20 protein-coding genes are annotated in these 22784 nt (G+C 64.8%); 10 read left to right on the top strand and 10 right to left on the bottom strand.

Annotated elements, in window-relative coordinates; all coding sequences use genetic code 11:
* Window positions 1-12 precede the first annotated feature (12 nt).
* From OO258_RS09705 to OO258_RS09695, 3 genes are read right to left on the bottom strand one after another with little or no spacing between them, the layout of a single operon-like run.
* On the bottom strand, window positions 13-1035 hold the full coding sequence (locus tag OO258_RS09705; RefSeq protein WP_266030087.1) for a histone deacetylase family protein: 1023 nt from the start codon (window positions 1033-1035) through the stop codon (window positions 13-15).
* Window positions 1035-2279 (bottom strand): Zn-dependent hydrolase, encoded by a 1245-nt coding sequence (locus tag OO258_RS09700; RefSeq protein ID WP_266030085.1) that lies wholly within the window; start codon window positions 2277-2279, stop codon window positions 1035-1037. Before OO258_RS09700 ends, OO258_RS09705 begins: the two co-directional genes overlap by 1 nt.
* Window positions 2280-2308: 29 nt before the next feature.
* Window positions 2309-3613, bottom strand: a complete 1305-nt coding sequence (locus OO258_RS09695; RefSeq protein WP_266030083.1) for an MFS transporter — start codon at window positions 3611-3613, stop codon at window positions 2309-2311.
* Between the two features lie 182 nt (window positions 3614-3795).
* Here OO258_RS09695 and OO258_RS09690 point away from each other — a divergent pair, with 182 nt between their 5' ends.
* The 4 genes from OO258_RS09690 (at window position 3796) to OO258_RS09675 (ending at window position 6340) form a co-directional block, all read left to right on the top strand.
* Window positions 3796-4755: a LysR family transcriptional regulator gene (locus OO258_RS09690; RefSeq protein WP_266030081.1), complete on the top strand. Its 960-nt coding sequence runs from the start codon at window positions 3796-3798 to the stop codon at window positions 4753-4755.
* Between the two features lie 42 nt (window positions 4756-4797).
* A complete protein-coding gene (locus OO258_RS09685) occupies window positions 4798-5235 on the top strand; it encodes a hypothetical protein (protein WP_266030079.1) in 438 nt (145 codons plus the stop codon).
* A 16-nt stretch (window positions 5236-5251) separates the two neighbouring features.
* Window positions 5252-5695: a PaaI family thioesterase gene (locus OO258_RS09680; protein WP_266030078.1), complete on the top strand. Its 444-nt coding sequence runs from the start codon at window positions 5252-5254 to the stop codon at window positions 5693-5695.
* Between the two features lie 99 nt (window positions 5696-5794).
* Window positions 5795-6340, top strand: coding sequence for a WYL domain-containing protein (locus OO258_RS09675; RefSeq protein ID WP_266030077.1), 546 nt, complete (start codon window positions 5795-5797; stop codon window positions 6338-6340).
* Between the two features lie 31 nt (window positions 6341-6371).
* Here the strand turns inward: OO258_RS09675 and OO258_RS09670 are convergent, their stop codons facing one another.
* The gene (locus tag OO258_RS09670; RefSeq protein WP_266030075.1) at window positions 6372-7094 is read right to left on the bottom strand and encodes a hypothetical protein; all 723 of its coding nucleotides are present in this window, start codon (window positions 7092-7094) and stop codon (window positions 6372-6374) included.
* A 172-nt stretch (window positions 7095-7266) separates the two neighbouring features.
* Between OO258_RS09670 and OO258_RS09665 the strand changes: the two genes are divergently transcribed.
* Window positions 7267-7890: a glutathione S-transferase family protein gene (locus OO258_RS09665; RefSeq protein ID WP_266030074.1), complete on the top strand. Its 624-nt coding sequence runs from the start codon at window positions 7267-7269 to the stop codon at window positions 7888-7890.
* A gap of 94 nt (window positions 7891-7984) precedes the next feature.
* On the opposite strand, the gene OO258_RS09660 is transcribed toward OO258_RS09665, so the two are convergent.
* Window positions 7985-9160, bottom strand: a complete 1176-nt coding sequence (locus tag OO258_RS09660) for an MFS transporter (RefSeq protein WP_266030072.1) — start codon at window positions 9158-9160, stop codon at window positions 7985-7987.
* 94 nt (window positions 9161-9254) lie between these two features.
* On the opposite strand from OO258_RS09660, the gene OO258_RS09655 reads away from it, so the two are divergent.
* The 3 genes from OO258_RS09655 to OO258_RS09645 all read left to right on the top strand — a co-directional run bounded on the left by OO258_RS09655 (window position 9255) and on the right by OO258_RS09645 (window position 12303).
* On the top strand, window positions 9255-10163 hold the full coding sequence (locus OO258_RS09655; RefSeq protein WP_266030070.1) for a LysR family transcriptional regulator: 909 nt from the start codon (window positions 9255-9257) through the stop codon (window positions 10161-10163).
* A 103-nt stretch (window positions 10164-10266) separates the two neighbouring features.
* A complete protein-coding gene (locus OO258_RS09650) occupies window positions 10267-11241 on the top strand; it encodes a D-2-hydroxyacid dehydrogenase family protein (RefSeq protein ID WP_266030068.1) in 975 nt (324 codons plus the stop codon).
* 81 nt (window positions 11242-11322) lie between these two features.
* A complete protein-coding gene (locus tag OO258_RS09645; protein WP_266030067.1) occupies window positions 11323-12303 on the top strand; it encodes a 5'-nucleotidase in 981 nt (326 codons plus the stop codon).
* On the opposite strand, the gene mhpT is transcribed toward OO258_RS09645, so the two are convergent.
* Both mhpT and OO258_RS09635 read right to left on the bottom strand, forming a co-directional pair.
* Window positions 12298-13533 (bottom strand): 3-(3-hydroxy-phenyl)propionate transporter MhpT, encoded by a 1236-nt coding sequence (gene mhpT, locus OO258_RS09640; RefSeq protein WP_266030065.1) that lies wholly within the window; start codon window positions 13531-13533, stop codon window positions 12298-12300. The two genes, OO258_RS09645 and mhpT, sit on opposite strands and share 6 nt — an antisense overlap.
* 33 nt (window positions 13534-13566) lie before the next feature.
* Complete coding sequence (locus tag OO258_RS09635; protein WP_266030063.1) at window positions 13567-14958, bottom strand: alginate export family protein; 1392 nt, start codon at window positions 14956-14958, stop codon at window positions 13567-13569.
* Window positions 14959-15207: 249 nt separating this feature from the next.
* Between OO258_RS09635 and OO258_RS09630 the strand changes: the two genes are divergently transcribed.
* Together OO258_RS09630 and OO258_RS09625 are read left to right on the top strand one after the other, a co-directional pair.
* Entirely contained in the window at window positions 15208-16890 is a 1683-nt protein-coding gene (locus OO258_RS09630) for an arylsulfatase (RefSeq protein WP_266030061.1), read from the top strand.
* Window positions 16887-17909: a formylglycine-generating enzyme family protein gene (locus tag OO258_RS09625; protein WP_266030060.1), complete on the top strand. Its 1023-nt coding sequence runs from the start codon at window positions 16887-16889 to the stop codon at window positions 17907-17909. The genes OO258_RS09630 and OO258_RS09625 overlap by 4 nt, the downstream gene beginning before the upstream one ends.
* Here the strand turns inward: OO258_RS09625 and OO258_RS09620 are convergent.
* The 3 genes from OO258_RS09620 to OO258_RS09610 are packed head-to-tail and all read right to left on the bottom strand — an operon-like array spanning window position 17893 to window position 22759.
* Complete coding sequence (locus OO258_RS09620; RefSeq protein ID WP_266030059.1) at window positions 17893-19623, bottom strand: acyl-CoA dehydrogenase family protein; 1731 nt, start codon at window positions 19621-19623, stop codon at window positions 17893-17895. The two genes, OO258_RS09625 and OO258_RS09620, sit on opposite strands and share 17 nt — an antisense overlap.
* Window positions 19624-19637: 14 nt before the next feature.
* The gene (locus tag OO258_RS09615; RefSeq protein WP_266030057.1) at window positions 19638-20879 is read right to left on the bottom strand and encodes a thiolase family protein; all 1242 of its coding nucleotides are present in this window, start codon (window positions 20877-20879) and stop codon (window positions 19638-19640) included.
* Window positions 20876-22759, bottom strand: a complete 1884-nt coding sequence (locus tag OO258_RS09610) for a feruloyl-CoA synthase (protein WP_266030055.1) — start codon at window positions 22757-22759, stop codon at window positions 20876-20878. The genes OO258_RS09615 and OO258_RS09610 overlap by 4 nt, the downstream gene beginning before the upstream one ends.
* Between the last annotated feature and the right edge of the window lie 25 nt (window positions 22760-22784).

Raw genomic sequence — 22784 nt, 5'->3', positions numbered from 1 at the left:
GGCCTCTAGCACTTATCGCCAGTCCGCCTGTTCAGCAAAGAACGCCTGCGCATTCACCTCCAGGCTCTCCAGGTGGTAGCCCCCCTCTTGGACAATCAGGCAAGGCAAGCGCAACGCGCGAATTCGCTCACCCAGCGCAGCGAACCCTTCAGTGGTCACAGCCACCTTGCTCTGCGGGTCCAGTTCGAAGATATCGAACCCCAGCGACAGCACCAGTACCTCGGCACCAAAGTCCTTCACTGCCGCCAGGGCAACCTCCAGTTGCACCATGAAGTCCGCCTCGCTCGCCCCATGCGCCATCGGCAGGTTGAGGTTGTACCCCTCCCCCTCACCACTGCCACGCTCGTCCGCGAACCCGGCCACGCCTGGGTAGAAGTTGGTCGGGTCGCCATGGGTCGACACATACAGCACATCCCGGCGCTGGTAGAAGATCTCCTGAATCCCTTGGCCATGGTGCATGTCGGTGTCGAGGATCGCTACACGGCTGTAACGGCTGCGCAGGGCCTGGGCGGCGACAGCGGCGTTGTTGATGTAGCAGAAGCCGCCAGCGGCATCGAACCGCGCATGGTGCCCCGGCGGCCGGCACAGCGCATAGGCGGCGGGCTCGCCGTCGAGGATGGCCTTGGCCGCGGCAACCGCGCTTTGCGCCGACCAATAGGCCGAGTGCCAGGTGTGTTCGCCCACCGGGCAGCTACCGTCTGCCAGGTAGCGGCCAGCCTGGGCGAGGATGCCGCGCAGAGCGTTGGGCTCACGCACGAAAATGTTGGACATGACCTCATCGCCCCAGTCCTCGGGCACTTCTTTCCAGCGCGCATGGGCTTCTTCGAGAAAGGCCAGATACGCCTCACCATGCACCGCCTTGAGCGGTTCCAGGCCGGCATCCTCCGGTTCAAGGATGTCAAAACCCAGGTTTTGGGCCGCCTGCAACAGCCGCAGGGCGCGCTCGGGGACTTCCTGCGGGGTACGCATGGCGCCGCGCGAGTAGTAGCTACGCGGGTGGTGCAGCAGTTGTGCGGGGTGGAAGTAACAACGCATCAGGCTTCTCCTGGGTGTGCGACAAGGCCGGCACGGGCCAGCACGGCGTTAAGCAATACATCGGCCCCTTGGCGGGCATCGTCGGGCCATACATCCTCGGCTTCGTTGTGGCTCAGGCCGCCGATGCAGGGGATGAACACCATCGCCGTCGGGCAGTAACGGGCCAGTAAAATGGCGTCATGGCCCGCGCCGCTGACGATGGTCTGCTGGGCATAGCCGAGGCCATCCACCGCCTGCTGCACGGCCGCCACGCAGTCAGCGTCAAAGGGGGTGGCAGGGCTGGCCCAGTGGCGTTGGATACGTACCTGCAAACCGCGCTGGCTAGCAATGGCTTGAAGTTTCAGGGCCAGCTCGCGCTCCATCGCCTCGATGGCTTCATCACGGTGGTGGCGCAGGTCGACCGTGAACTGCAGCAGGCCGGGAATGGTGTTGCGCGAAGACTTGGCGATGGACAGTTCGCCCACCGTAGTCAGGCCTTCCGGGGCAAAGTCCGAGGCCAGTTGCTCAACCACCTGGATCATCCGCGCCGCACCGTACAAGGCATCCTTGCGTAGCGGCATTGGCGTGGTACCCGCGTGCGCCGCCATGCCCTCGACGGTCACATCCAGCCAGCGAATGGCCTGGCCACCCTTGACCACGCCAATGGCCTTGGCGTTATCTTCAAGGATCGGGCCTTGTTCGATGTGCGCTTCGAAATAGGCATCCACAGGGGCGCCCAGCGGGCGCTGGCCGGCGTACCCGGTACGTTGCAGTTCATCAGCGACGCTGATGCCATCGGCATCACGGATGGCCAGCGCTTCTTCCAGTGCCAGAGTGCCGGTGAACACTGCCGAGCCGAACATGGCCGGGGTGAAACGCGCACCCTCCTCGTTGGTCCATACGGCGACTTCCAGTGGTTTACGCGTCTGGATATTCAAGTCGTTGAGGCGGCGCACCACCTCAAGCCCAGCCAGCACGCCGTAGACACCATCGAAACGCCCGCCTTCGGGTTGGGTATCGAGGTGGCTGCCGATCATTACCGGCGCGGCATCCGGGTCAATGCCAGGGCGTCGGGCGAACAGGTTGCCGATGGCATCCACGGTCAGCGTCAGGCCAGCTTCGCGGCACCAGTGGCTGAACAGTTCACGGCCGGCCTTGTCCTCGTCGCTGAGGGCCAGGCGGCAGCTGCCGCCGCGGGCGGTCGCGCCGATTTCGGCCATGGCCATGAGGCTCGCCCACAGGCGCTCGCCATTGCTTTTCAACATGTGCGGTACTCCAGAATGAAACGGTTCGATCAGGCAAGTTCCAAGTGCTGGCTACGGGCGTGCTGGCGCGCCAGGGCGAGCACGCAGACCAACGAGACGGTGGCGATCAGGGTGTAGAACACTGCCATTGGCCACCATTGCCCAGTGAAGGAATGGGCCAGCCAAGTGCCGATCAACGGGGTCAGGCCGCCGGCAATGGCACCGCAGATCTGGTAGGCCAGGGAAATGGCGGTGTAGCGGACGCGGGTTTCGAACATGCCGCTGACATAGCCAGCGATCACCGCATAGAACGAGGCCATGCACGCTGCCGCCAGCGCAATGCCGAGCACGATCAGCGGGCCCTGGCCCGAGGTGACCAGCACGAACATCGGGTATGGCGAGGCCATCGCCAGCAGCGCGACCAGGGCCAGGAAACGGGTGGCGCCGATCTTTTCCGACAGCCAAGCGGCCAGCGGCTGCACGCAAAACTGGATGATCGCCACGAAGAACAGGCACTCCAGGATCAGCGAGCGCTCCAGGTGCAACTGCTGAGTGGTGTAACTGATCATGAACGTATTGGTGAAGTAGACCCCGGCAATGCCCAGGGTATTGGCACCGATGCACAGCAACAGCGGGCGCCAGGCAGTGCGCAGCACTTGGAACACGGGCGCCTGCTCCTTGCGCCGGGCCTTTTCCGCCTGTTCGCGGCTGGCGATGAACTCGGGCGACTCATTCACCCCGAGCCGAATGGCCAGGCCCACCAGCAACAGCAAGGCGCTGGCCAGGAACGGCACACGCCAACCCCAGCTCATCAGTTGCTCTTCAGGCAGGCGGGTAACCGCACCGAAGGCCAGGAGCGAGAGGATCAGGCCCGCTGGGCTACCCAGCTGGGCGAACGAAGCGAAGAAGTTGCGCCGTCCCTTGGGCGCATGTTCACCGGCCATCAGCACCGCCCCACCCCACTCGCCGCCCACGGCAATGCCCTGAACGATGCGCAGTAAAATCAGCAGCACCGGCGCGGTGGCGCCGATCTGTGCATAGGTCGGCAGCAAGCCGATGCACACGGTGACGATACCCATCATCAGCAGGGTGATGACCAGCGATTTCTTGCGACCGATACGGTCGCCCACATGGCCGAAGACGATGCCACCCAACGGCCGGGCGAAGAAGCCTACGGCGAAGGTGCCAAACGCAGCCATGGTGCTGAACAGGCTATCGTCGGAGGGGAAGAACAGCGCGCCGAACACCAGCGCGGCGGCGGTGGCGTAGATATAAAAGTCGTACCACTCGATCATGGTGCCGATGAATGCGGCAGCGGCGGCACGGCGCGGCTGGGCAGAAGCGGTGGGCTTCATGGGGGGCTCCTTTGCTTGTTGTTCTGGCAGGAGTTGATGGGTCACGGTAGCGCTCTGCTGGCGCTTGGCCTGCTGGTTCGGTGCTGGCCTCAATGCCTGGGATTTATCGGCCCGGGGCTATGATTAGTCAATTTTCTATTTATTATGCGAACTATTAGCCATGCTTATCATAGAGCCCTGCCATGTCCGACCGCCTGCTCAACGACCGCCTCGACTGGAATTTGCTGCGCACCTTCCGGGTCATCGGCCAGGAGCTGTCCATCAGCCGTGCCGCCGCCCGCCTGCACATCACCCAACCGGCAGTAAGCCAGGCACTCAAACGCCTGGAAGAACAACTCGGCCGCCAGCTCATCGCCCGCCGTGGGCCGCGCTTCGTGCTGACCGAAATGGGCGAACAACTGTTCCAGCTGGCCGGTGAGGTGTATGGGCAGATGTCGCAAATCGGCAATTTGCTGGAGCAACCGGCGGACGAACTGGTAGGCAAGGTGCGGCTGCTGATGATAAGCCGCATCGTCAGCGACCCCTTCGACAGCTTCCTCGCCGACTTTCACCGCCAGCACCCAAGGGTCGATCTGGAAATCGACGTGATGCGCAGCTCCGACATCGTCGCCGCCCTGCAAGAAAAAACCGCAACCGCCGGCCTCAGCCTCAACCGGCGTGCACAATCACGGCTGGAGCAACGGCTGTTCCTGCGCCAGCGCTATGCGTTTTTCTGTGGCAAGCACCATGCCCTGTTCGGCCAGGCAGAAGGCGACTTGCAGCGCGAGAACTTCGTCAGTTTTACCAGCGACCAGATTGGCGGCATGCTGTCGCCGTTGACCATTTTCCGCGACCAGCAGGGCTTTGCCGGGCGCATCGTGGCGTCGTCGCCCAGCCTGGAGGAAGTGCGCCGGCTGGTGGTTGCCGGGTTCGGTATCGGCTGCTTGCCCGAACATGTGGTGGCACCGGATGTTGCAGCAGGATTGCTGTGGAAGCTGCCGCCACAGGAAGGCATTGCCGATGTGGATATTCACCTGCTGTGGAACAGGGAGCAGCGCTTCAGTCGAGCGGAAGCGGTGTTCATCGAGGCACTACAGGCGCGCGTGGATCAAGCGCCATCACTGCGCCACCCGTCATTTCTGCCAGTAGCCACTCCAACATGACGTAGCCCACTATCGGGCCAGGTAATCAAGAGGGTCCCCTCAATGGACTGGTTGATCTTGTTGCATCTGGCAAGCTATGGCACCGCACTGCTCATCATCGCCGCTTTTGCGCTTATCTATGCGACCCGCTCGCAAATCATGCCCTACCACGCGGCGGCAATCGAACGCCCCTGGCACACCTTGGATGCCCCCTTGCAATTGCTGTTGTTAGCCCTGCTACGCCTGGTCGGCTGGGGTTGGCTGGCCATCGCCTGCGCGGGGCTGCTGCTGCTTCACCAAGTGGTTGTGCTACGCGTTCCGCTGCAATTGCTGGTGTTGTTACAGGGGTACTGCCTGCTGGCGATCACCCCGATCATCGCGGTGGCTGGCCAGGTAAAACGCCGTAGCAACGGCTCACCACCGGTCATGGCCAGCTGGCTAGCCATGATGCTTTGTTGGCTGGGTTTTCTGTTCGGGCTGTTGGCCCGGGCTGGTGCCTGACACGGGAGTGAAGCACATGAAAGACAACCTCTTCTGGCAAATCGTCGCGGGTTTGGTGCCACGGCCTAACGCCGCACGCTTGCTCGGCTGGAACTTCATCAGCCATGAACTGGCAACGCGCGAAGTCAAAGTACAGTTCGATGCATCGGAATCGTTGACCAACCCATTGGGCAAAATCCAGGGCGGGATGCTGACAGCGATGCTCGACGACTGCCTTGGCCCTGCCGTCTATGCAACGTTGGACACCCACGAAATTGCACTGACAGTGAAACTGGCAACCACCTTTGTTCGCCCCGCCTCACCCGGGAACATCATGGGCATTGCCAGGATGTACAGGCGTCGTGGCGCTTATTGCTACGCCAAAGGTGAGCTCAGGGACGGTAATGATAAAACCCTGGTCACGGCATCGGCCTGTTACAAAGTGGTCAGCCTGGCCAGCACCGGTTACAGGGCGACCTGATACGAAACCTTGGATCCCATTCGCTGGCAAGGTATGCTGAGCGATAGCTAAACGCCATCACTCAGGCAGGCCCGGCGCCTGCCTTCAAGGACGAAGCCTTTGCCCAGCCACCCTACCCGCCATACCATCGCCCGCCAGTGGCAGTTGCTCAAACTGCTGCCGGGTCGCCACCCAGGCATGAGCTCTACCCAGCTGCAGGCGGCCCTTACAACGGTGGGTCATACCACCAGCAAACGGACCGTCGAGCGCGATTTGGTCGAGCTCGCCGCGCTGTTCCCACTGCAATGCAACACCAAAGGCATGCCTTACGGCTGGTACTGGCAGCCGGGCCTGAGCCTGGGCGAAGCGCAGCAGCTGCAGCCGGACGTGCTGACGCCACCGGCACCGGTTGAACTGCACGCCTGGGTCGATGACGCCCTTGCCAGCCGCCTGAAACAAGCGCCATTGTCCGCAGACATGCAACTCACGCCGCACGCCAGCGGTGGCGCCGCCTTGGTAGCTACCGTCGATGACAACCGGGCGCTGATGGGCTGGCTGCTATCGCATGCCGGCTCGATCCGCGTGCAGGCGCCGCAGGCGCTACGTGTGGCGCTGCTCGAACAGCTGCGTCGGAGCCTGGCACTGCAAGAGGCGCGCGGCATGTAGGCGCAGCCTCGTGCCGCGATGAGAGCGGCTTTTAGCGTGGGTTACGCCGTGCCAGGCAGGCATAGCTCAAGCCAAGCACGCTGAAAGCCAGCACGCCCAGCAGCACCATCAGTTCACGACTGTAGCGGGCGACCGTGGCCGGAAAACCGATGACCTCGTGGTACACCTGCACATCGGCCACCCCATCGGCATGGCTGATGCCGACCCCGCCCTGGCGGATCTGCGAGTAGTCGGCATCGAAGTACACCCACACCTTGCACCTGCCCCCCGGCTCGATCGCCGGAATATCGACCAGCGCGGTGGCGTTCTCCAGCAGCGTGTCGTTGCCGGCAGCATCGCGCACCTGCACCAGGCCCTTGGCCGGCAGGCGGATTTTTACCTCGCGTACCTGGGCGTCACCCGTGTTGTGCAGTTCGACGAGCAAGCCGGTACGGTGGTCAACCAGCCCGGCCTCGAACGGCTTGGCGAACAACTGGGCATAAGGTGCCTGGGCCATCTCGATCAACCGCTCGACCTGATCGGAGCTCAGCGCACCCTGGCCGATACTGTTGATTCTCCCCTGCAACTGCTCGTACTTGAGTTGCTCGCTCGCCTTGCTGATACGCTCGCTGAACTGGCTGGGGTAGGTGAGATAGGCATAGGTCAGTGACGCCTCCAGGCGCGGGTTGCCCCTGAATAACGCGTAAGCAGCCAACAGGACCATCAGGCCGATCAGCACGGCGACCAGAAGCTTCCCCACCTTGTCCCAGCTCAATGCGTACTTCCTTCTGTCGTGTGCAGACGATTAAATCTGCCCAAGGGTGCCAAGTTCGAGGCCCCCAGGCAAGCATGGGCAGCTGCGGCCGCATTTGCACCGGTTCGACATCGGGGTTGCCAAAACGGCTGGCGGGGCGGACGATCAATCACCCCACTTCAGGACGAACACCATGCTACGGATTCTGGGCAGAGCCTCTTCCATCAACGTGCGTAAAGTCCTGTGGGCGTGCGCGGAATTCGAGGTAGCGTTCGAGCGTGAAGACTGGGGCGCAGGCTTCCAGCCGACCGACAGCGCCGAATTCCTGGCGCTGAACCCCAACGCCATGGTCCCCGTCATTCAGGATGGCGACTTTACCCTGTGGGAGTCCAACAGCATCATCCGCTACCTGGCCAACCGCTATGGCGCCACGGCTTTTTACCCCGAGGAGGCGCAGGCGCGGGCGAGGATCGACCAGTGGATCGACTGGCAGGCCACGGACCTGAACCGTTCCTGGAGCTACGCCTTCATGTCCCTGGTCAGGCACTCGCCCGCTCACCAAGACCCGCAGGCTCTGGCCGCCGGTTGCGCGGACTGGTCGCACTACATGCACATCCTTGACCACCAGCTAGCCCGCACCGGTGCCTACGTTGCCGGAAGCCAGTTCACCCTGGCCGACATCCCGATCGGCCTGTCGGTAAACCGCTGGTTCGAAACGCCTTTCGAGCACCCGCAGTTGCCGGCCGTGCGGGATTACTACGAACGCCTGAGCGAGCGCCCGGCCTATCACCTGCATGGCCGCAACGGTACGCCGTAACACCTGGACGTGTGACGCAAAGCCGATCGCTTACCCTGTGCGAGCGGCCTTGCGTCGCGATGGCGGGCAAAACTACCACGGCCATTCCGTTCCGTTACGCCGCCACTTGGCCCGGCGCCGCGCCGACCCGCCCGCGCCAGGCAAACAGCAGTACCAGCAGTAACCCGACCGCCGCCATCGCCGCCCCTGCCAGGGAAATCGCCGGGTAGCCCAACCCAGCATTGATCACCGCGCCCCCGAGTGCCGCGCCAATTGCATTACCCAGGTTGAACGCGCCAATGTTCACCGCCGATGCCAGGTTGGGTGCGTCCTTGGCCGCTTCCATCACCCGCATCTGCAACGGCGGAACCAGGGCAAAGCTGGCGGCGCCCCAAACCAGGATCGCCAATGCCGTCGGCAGCGGCCAGTCCAATACCAGCGGGAACACGAGCAGCACGGCAATCAGCACCGCCAAGGACAGGATCAAGGTGCGATCGATCGAGCGGTCTGCCGCCTTGCCGCCCCACACGTTGCCCAAGGTCAGCCCGACACCGAACAACACCAGCATGGCTGTGACGAAGGCGGTGGATGCAGTGGCCTCACTCTGCAGGATCGGCGCAATGTAGGTGAACACTGTGAACATCGCGCTCGACCCCACCACGGTCAGTAGCAACGCCGCCAGCACCGGCCCGCGACCGAGCACGCGGATTTCGGCCATGGCCCCGTCGCCTTTGGGCGACGGCACATTGGGCAGGGCGTACCAGAGCGTGGTCATCGCTATCAGGCCAAGCCCGGCAATGCCCCAGAACGCCGTGCGCCAGCCCAGCATTTCACCAAACCAGGTCGCCAGCGGTACGCCGCCGATGGTGGCCAGGGTCAGGCCCATGAACATCGCCGCCACCGCCCCGGCGCGCTTTTCGGGCGGAACCACACTGGCCGCAACGATCGAACCGATGCCAAAGAAGGCGCCGTGGTTGAGCGAAGTGACCACGCGCGCCACCAGCAGGCTGGTGTAGTCGCTGGCCAGGGCAGACATCAGGTTACCCAAGGTGAAGATGGCCATCAGCCCGATCAGCAGGTAACGCCGCGGGATTTTCACCGTGGCCAAGGTCATCAGCGGTGCGCCGATCAGCACGCCGAGGGCATAGGCACTGACCAGCAGCCCGGCGGCAGGGATGGATACGCCAAGGTCGGTGGCGATACTGGGCAACATGCCCATGGGGGCGAACTCGGTGACACCGATGCCGAAGGCACCGATGGCGAGTGCGACCAGGGGGGGATTGATACGCATGGCAAGCTCCTTATCTATGCTGCAAATGCTACGATCTGCGCTCCAAGCGCACTAGACTGCCTTTTTGCCAATCACCTTTGCTCACGAGGCACAAATGGACGTCAGTGGAAGATCCGGAGAGATGGAGGTTTTTGCCAGGGTGGCGCAGGAGGGCAGCCTGTCTGCCGCCGCTCGGGCGCTGGGCCTCACGCCCTCCGCAGTCAGCCGTATCCTCGCGCGCACCGAGCAGCGCCTGGGCACCCGCCTGCTGTTGCGGACTACCCGGGCGATCACGCTCACGCCCGAGGGTGAGGCGTACCTGCTCGGGGCGCGGCGGGTGCTGGCGGACATGCAGGAAGTGGAACAGGCCGTCACCGACCAGGGCGTGCCCCGCGGGCGTTTGCGGGTCAGCGCGGCGCTGGGCCATGCCAGGCAGACCGTGGTGCCACTGCTGGCCGCGTTCAGCGCCCGTTACCCGCAGGTGCTGGTCGACCTTAGCCTCAGCGACGAGGTGGCCGACATTCTCGGCGGCCAGGCCGACGTGGCGTTGCGCTTCGGCCGGCTGCCAGACAGCTCGCTGAGTGCCCGCGCCATTGGCGAAACCGGCCAGGTGGTTGTGGCCTCGCCTGAGTACCTGGAGCGCTGTGGTACGCCACAGGTGCCGGAGGACCTGGCCAGGCACAACTGCTTGCGCTTCAACTTCCGCCGGGCAGCGCCCGATTGGCCATTCCGTCGCGACGGGCAGGTGTTTTGGTTGAAGGTGACCGGCAACATCGAATGCAGCAGCGGCGAAGCCCTGGCGCAACTGGCCCGGCTGGGTGCCGGCGTGGCGCGCATCGGCACCTTTACCGTAGCCGATGACCTGGCCAGCGGTCGGCTGGTGCCGTTACTGGAAGCGTACAACCCTGACGACCGCGAACCGATCCATGCGGTGTTCGTCGGTGGCCCGGCGATGCCGGCGCGGGTACGGGTATTCGTGGATTTTCTGGTGGAGCAGCTGACTGGCAATTTGCGCAATCATTGATAGGCGCGGTCAACGTTGCGCAGCAGCGTCATGCAGGCCCATGTCGACAACGGCTTGTTGGGTTATCTTGCCTACTTCACCGTACCGCCAAGGCCAGAACACCATGCGCATTGTCATCCCGGACGATTATCAGGACGTGATTCGTACGCTCGACTGCTTCAGCCGTTTGCACGGGCACGAGGTCAGCGTGCTTCATGAGTGCCAGCCTGCCACGCTGGACGAACTTGCCCAGCGCTTCGCCGACGCCGACGCACTGGTGCTCACCCGCGAGCGCACGCGTATCGACGCGGCGTTGCTCGACCGCCTGCCCAGGCTCAAGCTGATCAGCCAGACCGGCAAGGTGTCCAGCCACCTCGACCTGGCCGCCTGCACGGCTCGCGGCATTGCCGTGACAGAGGGGCGCGGCTCGCCGGTGGCGCCTGCGGAACTGGCCTGGACGCTGATCCTCAATGCCCGCCGGCACCTGGTGCCAGCCATCGATGCCTTCCGGCAGGGCCAGTGGCAGGTCAACCTGGGCCGGGCGCTGGCGGGCCAGGTACTGGGTATCTGGGGTTATGGCAAGATCGGCCAACGCCTGGCGCGCTATGCTCAGGCGTTCGACATGCCGGTGCTGGTGTGGGGCAGCGACAGCAGCCGCGCCGCAGCCGAAGCCGATGGCCACCGTGCAGCCCCTTCACGCCAGGCATTTTTTGCCGACGCGGATATCGTCAGCCTGAATCTGCGCCTGTCGGAACAGACACGGCACGGCGTCACTTTCGATGACCTGTCCTCGATGAAGCCCGACGCCCTGCTGGTGAATGTCAGCCGCGCCGAACTGCTAGCCCCTGGGGCCTTGCTGAAGGCCCTGGACGCAGGGCGCCCAGGCTACGCGGCGGTGGATGTGTACGAGCAGGAGCCGCTGCTCGACCCGGGTCACCCACTACTGCGCCACCCCCGTGTGCTCGCTACGCCGCACCTGGGGTATGTAGAGAAGAACGGCTACGAGCTGTACTTTGGCGATGCCTTCGACAACGTACTGGCATTTTTCGAGGGTGTGCCGAAGAACGTTGCCAACCCCGAAGCGCTGGCTCGCAGCTGAACTGGCGGACCGGCAGGCCTGAGGGCGTTCGTCGTGACGCAGGCGTACACTTGCCTTCAGCACAGCTTCAGGAGTTGTTCAATGCCCTACCCTATCGAACAGAAACTGGTCATCGGCGTTGCCTCGAGCGCGCTGTTCGACCTTACCGTCCCCGACGACATCTACCAGACCCAGGGCGTTGAGGCTTACCGTCAGCACCAGCAGCAGAACCTGGATGTGCCATTTCCCAAAGGCGTGGCGTTCCCATTCATTCGCCGCTTCCTGAGCATCAACCAGGCCTTCCCCGACCAGCTGCCCGTGGAGGTGGTGCTGCTCTCGCGCAACTCGCCGGAAACCGGCCTGCGGGTGTTCCGCTCGATCGATCATTACCAGCTGGACATCACCCGCGCAGCGTTCATGTCGGGCCGCTCGCCCTACGAATACATCCCGGCGTTCAATGCTTCACTGTTCCTCAGCGCCAACGAACAGGATGTGCAGAAGGCCATCGACGCCAACTACCCAGCCGGGCGTGTACTGCCCACGCGCATCTACGATGACGAGATCGACACCGAACTGCGCGTGGCATTCGACTTCGATGGCGTGATTGCCGACGATGAAGCGGAGAGTGTGTTCAAGCGCGACAACAACCTGGATGAATTTCAGGAGCACGAACGGGCGCGCAAGGGCATCCCCCACTCACCCGGGCCATTGGCGGACCTGTATCGCAAGCTCTCGCTCATCCGCATGCTGGAGGACCGTAAGCTGGCCGAGGATCCGGCGTACAAACGGATCCTGCGGATTGCCATTGTCACCGCGCGCAATGCGCCATCGCATGAACGCGTGGTGACCACGCTGAAGGATTGGGGCGTGTCGCCGGACGAATGCTTCTTTCTCGGCGGGATGGAAAAGCCCAGGGTGCTGTCGATCCTGAAGCCGCATGTGTTTTTCGATGACCAGCGCAGCCACCTGCAGTCCCCTGCGGGGGATCTGCCGATGGTGCATGTGCCGTTCGGGGTGGCTAACAGAGGGTGCTCACCTGAGCCAGAACGGCTGCAAGACGACGCATCATCGCCCGCGTCATGAACCGTGGCGCACGCTGTGCGCGGCCGGGGCAACCGGGCGGCTACGCCGACCCAACAAGGCCCGCGCGGCCAGCGCCGCCACCACCAGCCCAGGTGACGCTGCCAGCAGCAAGCCACCCACCCCCGCGCCCGCCGCCAGGATCTGCCCGGCGGCCAACGGCCCGGCCATCGACCCCAGCCGCCCAACCGCCACAGAAGCGCCCACACCGGTCGCGCGCACCTGGGTCGGGTACAGCGTCGGCGCCAGCGCATACAGCACCAGCTGCCCGCCAATGGCGCAATAGCCGGCGGTGAACCCTGCCAACAGCATCAGGCCGAAACTGCCCGAAAACCCCAAGCCCGCCAGCGAAGCCAGCATCCCGGCATAAGCAATGAAGACCGCGCGCCCCGCGTAACCTTTGTCCATCATGCGCCCGGTCAGGAACGAGCCTGCCGCGCCGCCCAGGTTGAACAGGATCTGCACCGCGCCTGCCTGCGGCCGGCTATAGCCCTGCCCGATCAACAACGATGGCAACCAGTTCAGCAGCATGTACAACACGGTGAGCGTGAAGAAGCAGGCCAGCCACAGCAGCAAGGTACGGCTCGCCTGCCCCGGCCCGAACAACTGCGCCAACATGCCATTGGCAGCAGTGCTGGCTGCGGGCCGGGCACTGAACGCCTGGGACTCCTTCAGCCATACCGCCAGCACCAGGGCGATGGCGATAGGGGCGATACCGCCCACGTAGAACACCATTCGCCAGTCTTCGCCCAGCCCGGCCATGCCGATGACCGACGCAATCGCGCCGCCAAGCGGCACCCCGCAATAGGTCACGCTCACCGCCGTGCTGCGCAGCCGCTCAGGTGCGGCCTCGCTGGCCAGGGCGATCAGGATTGGCAAGGCGGCGCCCAGCCCCAGGCCGGTCATCAGCCGTGCAATCAGCAGCGCGGTGTAGCTTTCAGCGTGGGCCGTGCCCAGCGAGAACCCGCCAAACAGCAGCACTGCCACGATCAGGATGGTTTTGCGGCCCAGCCTGTCGGCCAGCCAGCCGCCCACGAATGCTCCCGGTAGCAAGCCCAGCAAACCGGCGCTGAACACCCAGCCCAGCATGACCGGGGTCAACGCGAATTCCTTGGCCATGTGCGGTGCGGCGACACCGGTGGCCTGCAGGTCCAGCCCCTCCAGCAAGGCGACCAGGAAACACAGGCCGATGGTAAGCACCGGCCTGCTTGAAACTGAGGTTGCATGAGTCATGTGTGGCCCCTTTTGTTGTTATGGATCGGGATGTCAAAGCCTGAACGTGGCACGCAATGAGACGAACGAAGCATCCACGCCGCCAGCGTCCTTGATCGCTGCACCCACGTCGTAGTACTTGAGGTCGAGGTCCAGGGTCAGGTTGGGCGTAGCCAGCCAACGGGTGTTGGCGCGATAGATGGTGCCGACATGGCGCCCGGTGCCACGGGTGTTGGCCAGCATGCTCATGCCGGGCATGTAAACCCCGTCCTCCTCGCGCTGCTTCCACACCTCAAGTACCCCCTGCTCGAAGCGCACCGTGCGCCAAGGCGAAAAGCCGAAGGTAGGCCCGACCACGATGACGTTGCTCAAAGTGGTCAGGCTGGCCTCACCGTAAACGCCGTTGCGCGGGAACAGCGGGTCGAAGGTGCCGACCTTGCCGTCGCCAGCGTCGCTGTCGCCGCTGGCAGCATCCACGCGCATGCCCAGGCGTGGCTGCCAAGGGTGGGCGAAGGTGTAGCCGCTGTCGCTGGATACCGCCCAGGCGCGGATCGAGGCGCCGCCCAGGTGGCCGCCCTGCCCGGCCAGGTTCCAGCTCCAGTCCAGCGCCTGGTAACGGCCGAACAGGCGGGTGCCGTAGGTGTAGCGCTGTTCGTCGCCGGTTTCACCGGCCAGGCTGCGGTCGTCGGTTTCCAGGCCGAAGGCGAACACGTCCATGGCCCAGGCCGGGGTCAGCGGCAACGTGCCGTAGACGCCGTAGAACTTCACCGCGTTGTTGCTGCCGTCATCCCAGCTGTCTTCGCCGGTTTTCAACGGCCTGACGGCGAACGCATCGAGCTTGCGCCCGTCCTTGAGGTTAAGGCTTGCGCGCACGCCATCGAAGCTCAGGCGAAGGTTGGGCACGTCGCGGTAAGTCACGAACACCTGGTCGCCAAAGGCCATTTCCTGGCGCCCGACCCGCGTGGTGTAACGGCCGCCGGCAAAGTCGTGGTTGAAGTCTATGAAGGCCTGGCGGACCTCGTTGCGGCCTTCGTCGTTGGGCGAATACAGGTCCTTGCCGAAAGCCCGGGTGTTTTCCACCTGGACGAAGGTGCGCAGCGCATCATCGAACAGGTGCAAGTCGGCGTGGGCCTGCAGCCGCTGCAGCAGGTAGGAATCGTCCTTCAGCCCGCGCAGGCCGAAAAACGGCTGGTTCAACACATCGGCACGGTAACGGGCTTCGGCACCCAGCTGCAGCCAGGCCGACTCGGACAAACGGTGGTAACGCAGCCCATCGAACGGGTCGCTGGCCTTGGCCGGGTGGTCGAGAAAGCGGTAGTCCTCGACCCAGCGCGGGGCACCGGGCCGGCCAGGCCGGCTTTCCTCAAGCGGGCTGGCCGCGTAGGCACACTGGCACAGCGACAGCAGTACAACGGGCACGCACGCCCGATTCAACAGCCTCGTCATCAGAATTTCCCTTTACTTGTTTTTATAAAATTGGATAACTCTATTAACGATTATTTTTGTTAACGATGTTGCCGTCAATAGCCAATAAGTGCCTGTAAGGAGTGGATGAGAGGAAGCGTTCGCTGATCGAACGCTTCTGCATCCGACCTCGGCAAGCAGCCGCCATTGGCCGCTAGTATTGGCGCTGCGGCATGTCTGGCTTGCGTCTGTGCATGCCTTTTCACTCATTACAACAACAAGAGCACCTACATGAATTGCCTCAAACCCCTTGCCGCCTTCGGCGTGCTCATGCTTGGCGTCAGCCAGGCCATGGCTGCGCCAACTGTTAAACAACCAAACATTCTGCTGATCGTTGCCGACGACCTCGGTTTTTCCGACCTGTCGGCGCTGGGCAGCGAGATCCGCACACCGCACCTGGACAAGCTGCTGGCCGATGGCCGCCTGATGCTGGACTTCCATGCAGCACCCAGCTGTTCCCCCACCCGCGCCATGCTGATGTCGGGCAACGACCCGCACATTGCCGGGCTGGGCATGATGGCCGAGGCACGCAAACGCCTGCCGGCGGGGTCTGAGGTGCGCGCTGGCTACGAAGGTGTGCTCGGCGCCAATGTCGCCACCCTGGCCGAACTGCTGCACGACGCCGGCTACCGGACGTACATCTCCGGCAAATGGCACCTGGGCATGCAGCCAGCGCAACAGCCGCAGAACCGCGGCTTTGACCAGGCGTACGTGCTGCTCGAGGGCGGCGCCGCCCACTTCAAGCAAGCCAACATGGACCTGCAGTCGAACTACAGCGCGACGTTCCGCCACAACGGCAAGCCTATCGACCTGCCCGACGACTTCTACTCCAGCACCTGGTTCACCGACCGCCTGATCGCCTCGATCGATGAGGGCAAGGCCAGCCACAAGCCGTTCTTCGCCTTCGCCGCCTATACCGCACCGCACTGGCCGCTGCAGGCGCCGGAGCCGTATCTGGCGCAATACCGTGGCCGCTATGACCAAGGTTATGAAGCCATCGCCCACCAACGCCTGGAACGCCAACGCAAGGCCGGCCTGGTGCCGGCGGACTTCCCGCTGCAGGCCCAGCTTGAAGGCGTGCCAAGCTGGGCATCGCTGAGCGATGAGCAGAAGCGCCAGTCGGCGCGCACCATGGAGGTGTACGCAGCCATGGTCACGGCGCTGGATGCCGAGGTCGGACGCCTGGTAGAGCACCTGCGCAAGACCGGCGAACTGGACAACACGCTGATCCTGTTCATGTCCGACAACGGGCCGGAAAACGCCACCCGCGTCGACCCGGACTGGATCGCACAGCACTTCGACAACCGCCTGGAAAACTATGGCCGGCGGGATTCGTTCCTGATGATCGGTTCGGCCTGGGCCCAGGTCAGTGCCCTGCCCAGCCGCCGCTACAAAATGACCACCTACCAGGGCGGCATCCGCGTGCCAGCCTTCGTCTACTACCCGGCCACCATCAAGCCAGGGCGCAGCGAACAGCTGGCCAGTGTCCGCGACATCATGCCGACACTGTTGCAGCTGGCCGGTGCAGCGATGCCCGGCATCAAGTACCGCGACCGCGATATCGTGCCGCCACAGGGCACCTCGGCCCTGAGCTACCTGCAAGGCGACGACACGCGCATCCACGCCGAGGACGAAGCGCTGGGCTGGGAAATCAACGGCAGCGCCTCGCTGCGCAAGGGCTCGATGAAACTGTTGTGGGATGCCACCGACGGTAAGCCGGGCTGGCGCCTTTATGACCTGCGCAAAGACCCTGGCGAGCACCATGACATCGCCGCCGCACACCCCGGGCAAGTGGCGCATATGCTGCGTGACTGGAAGGCTTATGCGCAGCGCAGCAACATCGTGATCGATGCCGATGGCCGCCCCGCCAGCCCGGCGAAGCCGGCCAACCAGGCCGTGGCCAGCAAGCCATGATCGCCCGAATAGCCGGTGGCGCACTGCTCGCCGCCGGTTTGCTCGCCGTGGGCTATAGCGCCTGGCCGCAAGCCCCGGCGCCGGCGCTGCTGTGCGATGGCTACAGCGGCCTGCCGGGGCTGCGCCAGGGGGTCTGGCGAGAGGGCATGGTGCGGTTGCCGGGTGGTGTGTTCAGCTTTGGCTCAGACCGGTACTACGATGAAGAAGGCCCACCCCACCCAGCGAACGTGTCGGGCTTCTGGATCGATGTGCACCCGGTCACCAATGCCCAGTTCGCACGCTTCGTCGCGGCCACCGGCTACCTCACCCATGCCGAGAGGGGCATCAGCGTCGCCGACGACCCCACCTTGCCCGAGCACCTGCGGGTGCCGGGGGCGATGGTGTTCCAGCAAGGGCCGGATGTGCCCGAGCCTGGCTGGCAGTTCGTGCCTGGCGCGAATTGGCGTCATCCGCAGGGCCCGGGCAGCAGTGTCACCGGGCAGAGCAACCACCCCGTCGTGCAGGTGGCCCTGGAGGATGCCCAGGCCTATGCTCGCTGGGCCGGGCGCAAGCTGCCCAGCGAGGCGCAGCTCGAGTACGCCATGCGCGGTGGCCTGCAGGATGCGGATTTCAGCTGGGGCACGACAGAACTGCCCAAGGGCAAGCTCATGGCCAATACCTGGCAGGGCCAGTTCCCCTACCACAACGCGGCGACCGACGGCTTTACCGGCACCTCGCCGGTGGGCTGCTTCCCGGCCAACCGCTTCGGCCTGTTCGACGCCGGCGGCAACGTCTGGGAGCTTACCGCCACGGGTTACCGCCCAGGCCACGAGCCGCAGAGCGAAGTGGCTATCGATCCGCCCGGCCCAAGCGTGGACGAAAGCTTCGACCCCGCCGAGCCGGGCGTGAAGGTTGCGGTGATCAAGGGAGGGTCGCACCTGTGCTCGGCGGACCGGTGCATGCGCTACCGGCCGTCAGCCAGGCAGCCGCAGCCGGTGTTCATGGCTACTTCACACGTAGGCTTCAGGACGGTGCGCTGAGGTAGGGCAACGGTGCAGCGGCCGCCTCCACGGCCGCTACCTGTCGGTCGAGATCTGGCAGCAGGTAGCTGACGAAGAAATTGGCGCTTTCCTGCTTCGTCAGCCGCTGCGGCGCATCCGCCGGCAGTGCCTGAATGCAGCGTTCGGTGCGGGCCCACGCGTAGGCCTGCAACGCCGTGGCGCACAGCTGGAGAAAGTCACCGGCTGCACGGTACGGGTATTCGGGGTCGTCCGCCGCATTCAGCATCACCTTGGCAAGCACAGCCGCAAGCGTGTCGCAGACCCTGCGCAGTGCAGCCGCCGCCCTGCCCGCACCTTTTTCCTTGCGAAGTTCGCCCAGCAGCAGGGCGAACCCTTCACCGCCATCACCCAGTACCTTGCGCAGCAGCAGGTCATTGGCCTGCACCTCGTTGGTACCTTCGTAGATCATCGCGATGCGGCTGTCGCGCAGGGTTTGTTCGATGGCGAACTCGCAGGTGTAGCCGTAGCCGCCGAACACCTGCAGCGCCTTGCTGGCCAGGTGAAAGCCCTGTTCAGTGAAGGCTGCCTTGACGACCGGGGTCAGCAGCGCCGCCAGCGTCGCTGCCTTGGCCCGTTCCGCGACGTCTGCAGAAGTGCCAGCGATGTCCAGCCAGTGTGCGGTCCAGTAGCCCAGCGCGCGCATGCCTTCGCTGCGCACCCGCAGTTCCAGCAGCACCCGGCGCATGGCGGGGTGCAGGTGAATGGGGTCGGCCTGGCCCTTCGGTTGCCCCGGCGCGTTCATCTGCCGGCGCTCCAGGGCGTAGTCCCGGGCGTACTGCCAGGCGGCCTCTGCATGCGCCAGCCCTTGCAGGCCGACATGCAGGCGGGCCGAATTCATCATCACGAACATCGCCTCCAGGCCACCGTGGGCCTGCCCGACCAGCCAGCCGCTGGCGCCGTCGAAGCGCAGCGCGCAGGTAGCGCTGCCGCGAATGCCCAGCTTGTGTTCCAGGCCATCGCAGTACACGGCATTGGGTTGGCCATCCTCGAGCCTTTTCGGCACCAGCAGCAACGACAGACCGCGGCTGCCGGCCGGCGCCCCCGGCAAACGCGCCAGCACCAGGTGCAGGATATCGTCGGTCAGGTCATGGTCGCCGCCAGAGATGAACAGCTTGTTGCCGGTCACGGCATAGCGGCCGTCGCCCATTGGTTCGGCCCGGCAACGCAGCAGGCCGAGGTCGCTGCCGGCCTGGGGCTCGGTGAGGCACATGGTGGGCAGGGTTGCGCCGCTGACGATGCCGGGCAGGAAGCGCGCCTGCAACTGCTCGCTGGCATGGGTTTTCAGGCACAGATAGGCGCCGTGAGCGATGCCGGTATACATGGCCCAACCATGGTTGCTGGCAAACAACATCTCTTGCAGGGCGGCGTCGAGCACCTGGGGCAACCCTTGGCCGCCCAGATCGGGCGCACAGGCCAGCGCCGGCCAACCTCCCTGGACATACGCCCGATAGGCCGCCGGGAAGCCATCCGGGGTGCGCACTTTACCCGCATCCAGACGACAGCCCTGGCGATCACCCGTGGCATTCAGCGGCGCCAGCACTTGCTCACTGAAACGCGCCGCCTCTTCCAGCACTTGCCCCGCCAGGTCCAGATCGAACTCGGCGTAGGGCGGCATTGCCTGCCAGGCCTGGTCGGCCCGCAGCCAGTGTTGCAACACGAATTGCATGTCCGGCAATGGCGCTTTCCAGGCCATGGATCACCTCACATTCAAGCGCTGAAACAGGGGTTTTCGATCAGCAGCGCCATGCCTTGGCCGCCGCCGATGCAGGCGGCAGCGATGCCATGACGCAGGTTGCCCTGGCGCAGCTGCCGGGCCAGGGTATGCACCAGGCGCAGGCCCGTGGCAGCCAGCGGATGACCGAGGGCGATCGCGCCGCCGTGAACGTTCAGCTTTGCCACATCGAGCCGCAGCGCCTGGGCCACGGCCAGTATCTGCGCCGACTGCGCCTCATTGATTTCGAAGCGGCCGATCTGGTCCAGGCGCAGGCCGCTGCGTTGCAACAGCAACTCGATAGCCGGAGCGGGGCCAATGCCCATGGTCCGCGGCGGCACGCCAACCGCGGTGGCCATCAGCAAGCGTGCCAGCGGTGGCCGGGTACAGCGGGAGTAACGTGCCACCACTGCCGCCGCCGCACCATCCACCACCGCACAGCTGTTGCCGGCGGTTTGCACGCCGCCTTCATGCACGGCACGCAGCCGGGCCAATGCCGCCGCATCGGTGGGCCGTGGATGGCTGTCGCGGCTGACTTCGCTCACGCCACGCGGTAACCCGATTGCGCGGGGCATCAAGCCTTCGGCGTCGAAGGCCTCATCGCTGACGCTGACGATTTCCTCATCGAACCAACCGGCGTGCTGCGCCTGCAAGGCGCGCTGGTGACTGCGCAGGGCCCAGGCATCCACGGCCTCGCGCTGCAAGCCATGCTCACGGGCCAGGTTGTCGGCGGTGGCGATCATGTCCACACCCGCAGCCGGGTCGTACAGCGCCTCCCAGAGAAAGTCCTTGAACCCGACCGGTGCGCCAAGGCGAAAGCCGCCCCGATGCTCATAAGCGGCAATCGGGTTGCGCGACATCGACTCGGCGCCCACGCACAACACCTGCTCCACACCACTGCGCAGCTGTTCGCCAGCCTGGCGCAACAGTTCCAGCCCGGTGCCACAGATGCGCTGTACCGCCAGTGCCGGAACCGCCTGCGGCACACCGCAGTACAACCCGACATGGCGCGGCAGGAAGTAGGCATCGAAACTGGCCTGGGCCATGCTGCCGCACAGCACGCTGTCCACCGTCTGCGGATCGATACCGGCCCGCGCCAGCACAGCGCGCCCAGCCTTGATCCCGAGGTCGACAGGTGAAACAGCCGCCAGCGCGCCACCCAGGCCGACCCAAGGGGTGCGCACCATCTCGACGATGGCCGCGTCATCGAACGCAGTGCACAGCCCGCCGCGGCTCATGGCTGTGCCTGCGCGTGGAGCTGGCCAGGGGCTTGCCCCCGGTACAGCGCGTCCACCAGCGCAGCCCGCCGCTGCAGCACCGCACGCTGGTTGATCGAACCCTTGTCGGTGATTTCCCCGGCATCGATCGAGGGTGGTTCTTCAAGCAATGCCAGCCATTCGACGCGGCTGGCGTTGCCCTGGGCTTCACGGTTCAACCGTACCAGCCAGGCGGCGAACCAGTCGCGCACGGCCTCATTGCCCAGCACCTCGGCGTCGCTGGCAGTGGCCGGCAGCCCGGCCAGCTGGCGGCATTCGGGCAAACGCGGGAACACCAGGATACCCAGGCACTCGCGGTCGGGCGCGGCCACCACGATGTCCTGCACACAAGGCGAGCCTTCCAGTACCGCGCGGTTGCGCAGCGGGCCGACACTGACGAACACCCCCGACGACAGCTTGAAGTCTTCGGCGATACGGCCATCGAACATCAGGCCCTGCTCTGGCTGTTCCTGATCGGCCAGCTTCAGTGCGTCACCCGAGCAGTAGAAACCCTCCTCGTCGAAGGCGTCGGCGGTTTGCTGCGGGGAGCGCCAGTAGCCCGGCATGATATGCGGGCCGCGGAAGCGCGCCTCGAGCTTGCCGGCCTGGGGTACCAGTTTCACTTCGCAGCCCGGCGCCGGCAGCCCCACGTAGCCGGCCATGGACAGCGGCCCGGTGGTGAAAGTGCAGGACGGCGCCGCTTCGGTCATGCCCAGGCCGGCCATCATGCGGATACGCTCGCCGCAGTGCTGTTCGGCGATGCGGTCGAGGCGGTCCCACACGCTTTGCGACAGGCCGGCTGCCGCAAAGAAGAACAGCTTGATGCGGGCGAAGAACACTTCGCGCAACTGCTCATCCTGCTCCAACGCCTTGGCCAGTTCTTCCCACCCTTTGGGTACGGTGAGGTAGGCCGTGGGCGATATCTCACGCAGGTTGCGCAAGGTTTCGCCAAAGCCCTGCGGGGTGGGTTTGCCAGCATCCAGGTAGAAGCTGCCGCCGTTGTACAGCACGATGCCCAGGTTATGGCTGCCGCCGAACGTGTGGTTCCAGGGTAGCCAGTCCACCAGCACGGGCGGTTCTTTGGCAAACACCGGGAAGGTTTGCAGCAGCATCTGCTGGTTGGCGCAAAGCATGCGCTGGGTAGTGATCACCGCCTTGGGCAACTTGGTGGAGCCTGAGGTGAAGAGGAACTTGGCGATGGTGTCCGGCCCGGTCGCGGCAAACGCGGCATCGGCCGCCGCCAGGTCGCACGGCTGCAGCAGGCTGGCGAAGGTTACATGGGTACGGCCAGGCGCCTGGCCGTGAACGCTTACCACGGGCACCGACTCATCCAGTACCGCAGCGAAGGCGCGCGAGAACGGCTGGGTGTCGCTGGCAAACACCAGCCCGGGGGTCAGCACCTCGCAAACATGCCGCAGCTTGGCGAAGTCCTGCGACAGCAACGCGTAGGCTGGCGACACCGGGCAGTACGGGATGCCGGCGTACATGGCGCCCAAGGCCAGCTGCAGGTGCTCGATGTCGTTACCGGAAAACAGCGCCAACGGCCGCTCGGCGCCAAGGCCAAAGTCCAGCAGGTTGGCGGCGATGGTGCGGACCTGCCCGAGCATTTGGGCATAGCTGACTTCGCGCCAGCGCCCATCGGGCTCACGCGCCGCGATGAACGTGGTGTCGGGACGCACGTGCGCCCAGTGCAGCAGGCGGTCGAGCAGGCGCGTCGGCAGGGGTGCCAAGGGTTCGACCGGCTGCATGCGCAGGATGCCATCGGCCTGGCTGACCTGCACCTGGGGGTGGCCGATCGATACCGGGCGATAGCGCGGGCATTGGCCCGGGCCGGAGGACCGTGGGCGGGCTTCGGTATTCACGCAGGTTGCTCCTTGTTCTTGTTGT

The sequence above is a fragment of the Pseudomonas sp. DCB_BI genome (assembly GCF_026240995.1).
Taxonomy (GTDB): Bacteria; Pseudomonadota; Gammaproteobacteria; order Pseudomonadales; family Pseudomonadaceae; genus Aquipseudomonas.
Note: the sequence above shows the minus strand (reverse complement) of the source record. Positions and strands in the feature narration are given on the sequence as shown.

Excerpts from the sequence above, each read along its gene's own strand:
- OO258_RS09705 (WP_266030087.1), bottom strand. The coding sequence starts at position 1,035 with ATGCGTTGTTACTTCCACCCCGCACAACTGCTGCACCACCCGCGTAGC.
- OO258_RS09700 (WP_266030085.1), bottom strand. The coding sequence starts at position 2,279 with ATGTTGAAAAGCAATGGCGAGCGCCTGTGGGCGAGCCTCATGGCCATG.
- OO258_RS09695 (WP_266030083.1), bottom strand. The coding sequence starts at position 3,613 with ATGAAGCCCACCGCTTCTGCCCAGCCGCGCCGTGCCGCCGCTGCCGCA.
- OO258_RS09690 (WP_266030081.1), top strand. The coding sequence starts at position 3,796 with ATGTCCGACCGCCTGCTCAACGACCGCCTCGACTGGAATTTGCTGCGC.
- OO258_RS09685 (WP_266030079.1), top strand. The coding sequence starts at position 4,798 with ATGGACTGGTTGATCTTGTTGCATCTGGCAAGCTATGGCACCGCACTG.
- OO258_RS09680 (WP_266030078.1), top strand. The coding sequence starts at position 5,252 with ATGAAAGACAACCTCTTCTGGCAAATCGTCGCGGGTTTGGTGCCACGG.
- OO258_RS09665 (WP_266030074.1), top strand. The coding sequence starts at position 7,267 with ATGCTACGGATTCTGGGCAGAGCCTCTTCCATCAACGTGCGTAAAGTC.
- OO258_RS09660 (WP_266030072.1), bottom strand. The coding sequence starts at position 9,160 with ATGCGTATCAATCCCCCCCTGGTCGCACTCGCCATCGGTGCCTTCGGC.
- OO258_RS09655 (WP_266030070.1), top strand. The coding sequence starts at position 9,255 with ATGGACGTCAGTGGAAGATCCGGAGAGATGGAGGTTTTTGCCAGGGTG.
- OO258_RS09650 (WP_266030068.1), top strand. The coding sequence starts at position 10,267 with ATGCGCATTGTCATCCCGGACGATTATCAGGACGTGATTCGTACGCTC.
- OO258_RS09645 (WP_266030067.1), top strand. The coding sequence starts at position 11,323 with ATGCCCTACCCTATCGAACAGAAACTGGTCATCGGCGTTGCCTCGAGC.
- mhpT (WP_266030065.1), bottom strand. The coding sequence starts at position 13,533 with ATGACTCATGCAACCTCAGTTTCAAGCAGGCCGGTGCTTACCATCGGC.
- OO258_RS09635 (WP_266030063.1), bottom strand. The coding sequence starts at position 14,958 with ATGACGAGGCTGTTGAATCGGGCGTGCGTGCCCGTTGTACTGCTGTCG.
- OO258_RS09630 (WP_266030061.1), top strand. The coding sequence starts at position 15,208 with ATGAATTGCCTCAAACCCCTTGCCGCCTTCGGCGTGCTCATGCTTGGC.
- OO258_RS09625 (WP_266030060.1), top strand. The coding sequence starts at position 16,887 with ATGATCGCCCGAATAGCCGGTGGCGCACTGCTCGCCGCCGGTTTGCTC.
- OO258_RS09620 (WP_266030059.1), bottom strand. The coding sequence starts at position 19,623 with ATGGCCTGGAAAGCGCCATTGCCGGACATGCAATTCGTGTTGCAACAC.
- OO258_RS09615 (WP_266030057.1), bottom strand. The coding sequence starts at position 20,879 with ATGAGCCGCGGCGGGCTGTGCACTGCGTTCGATGACGCGGCCATCGTC.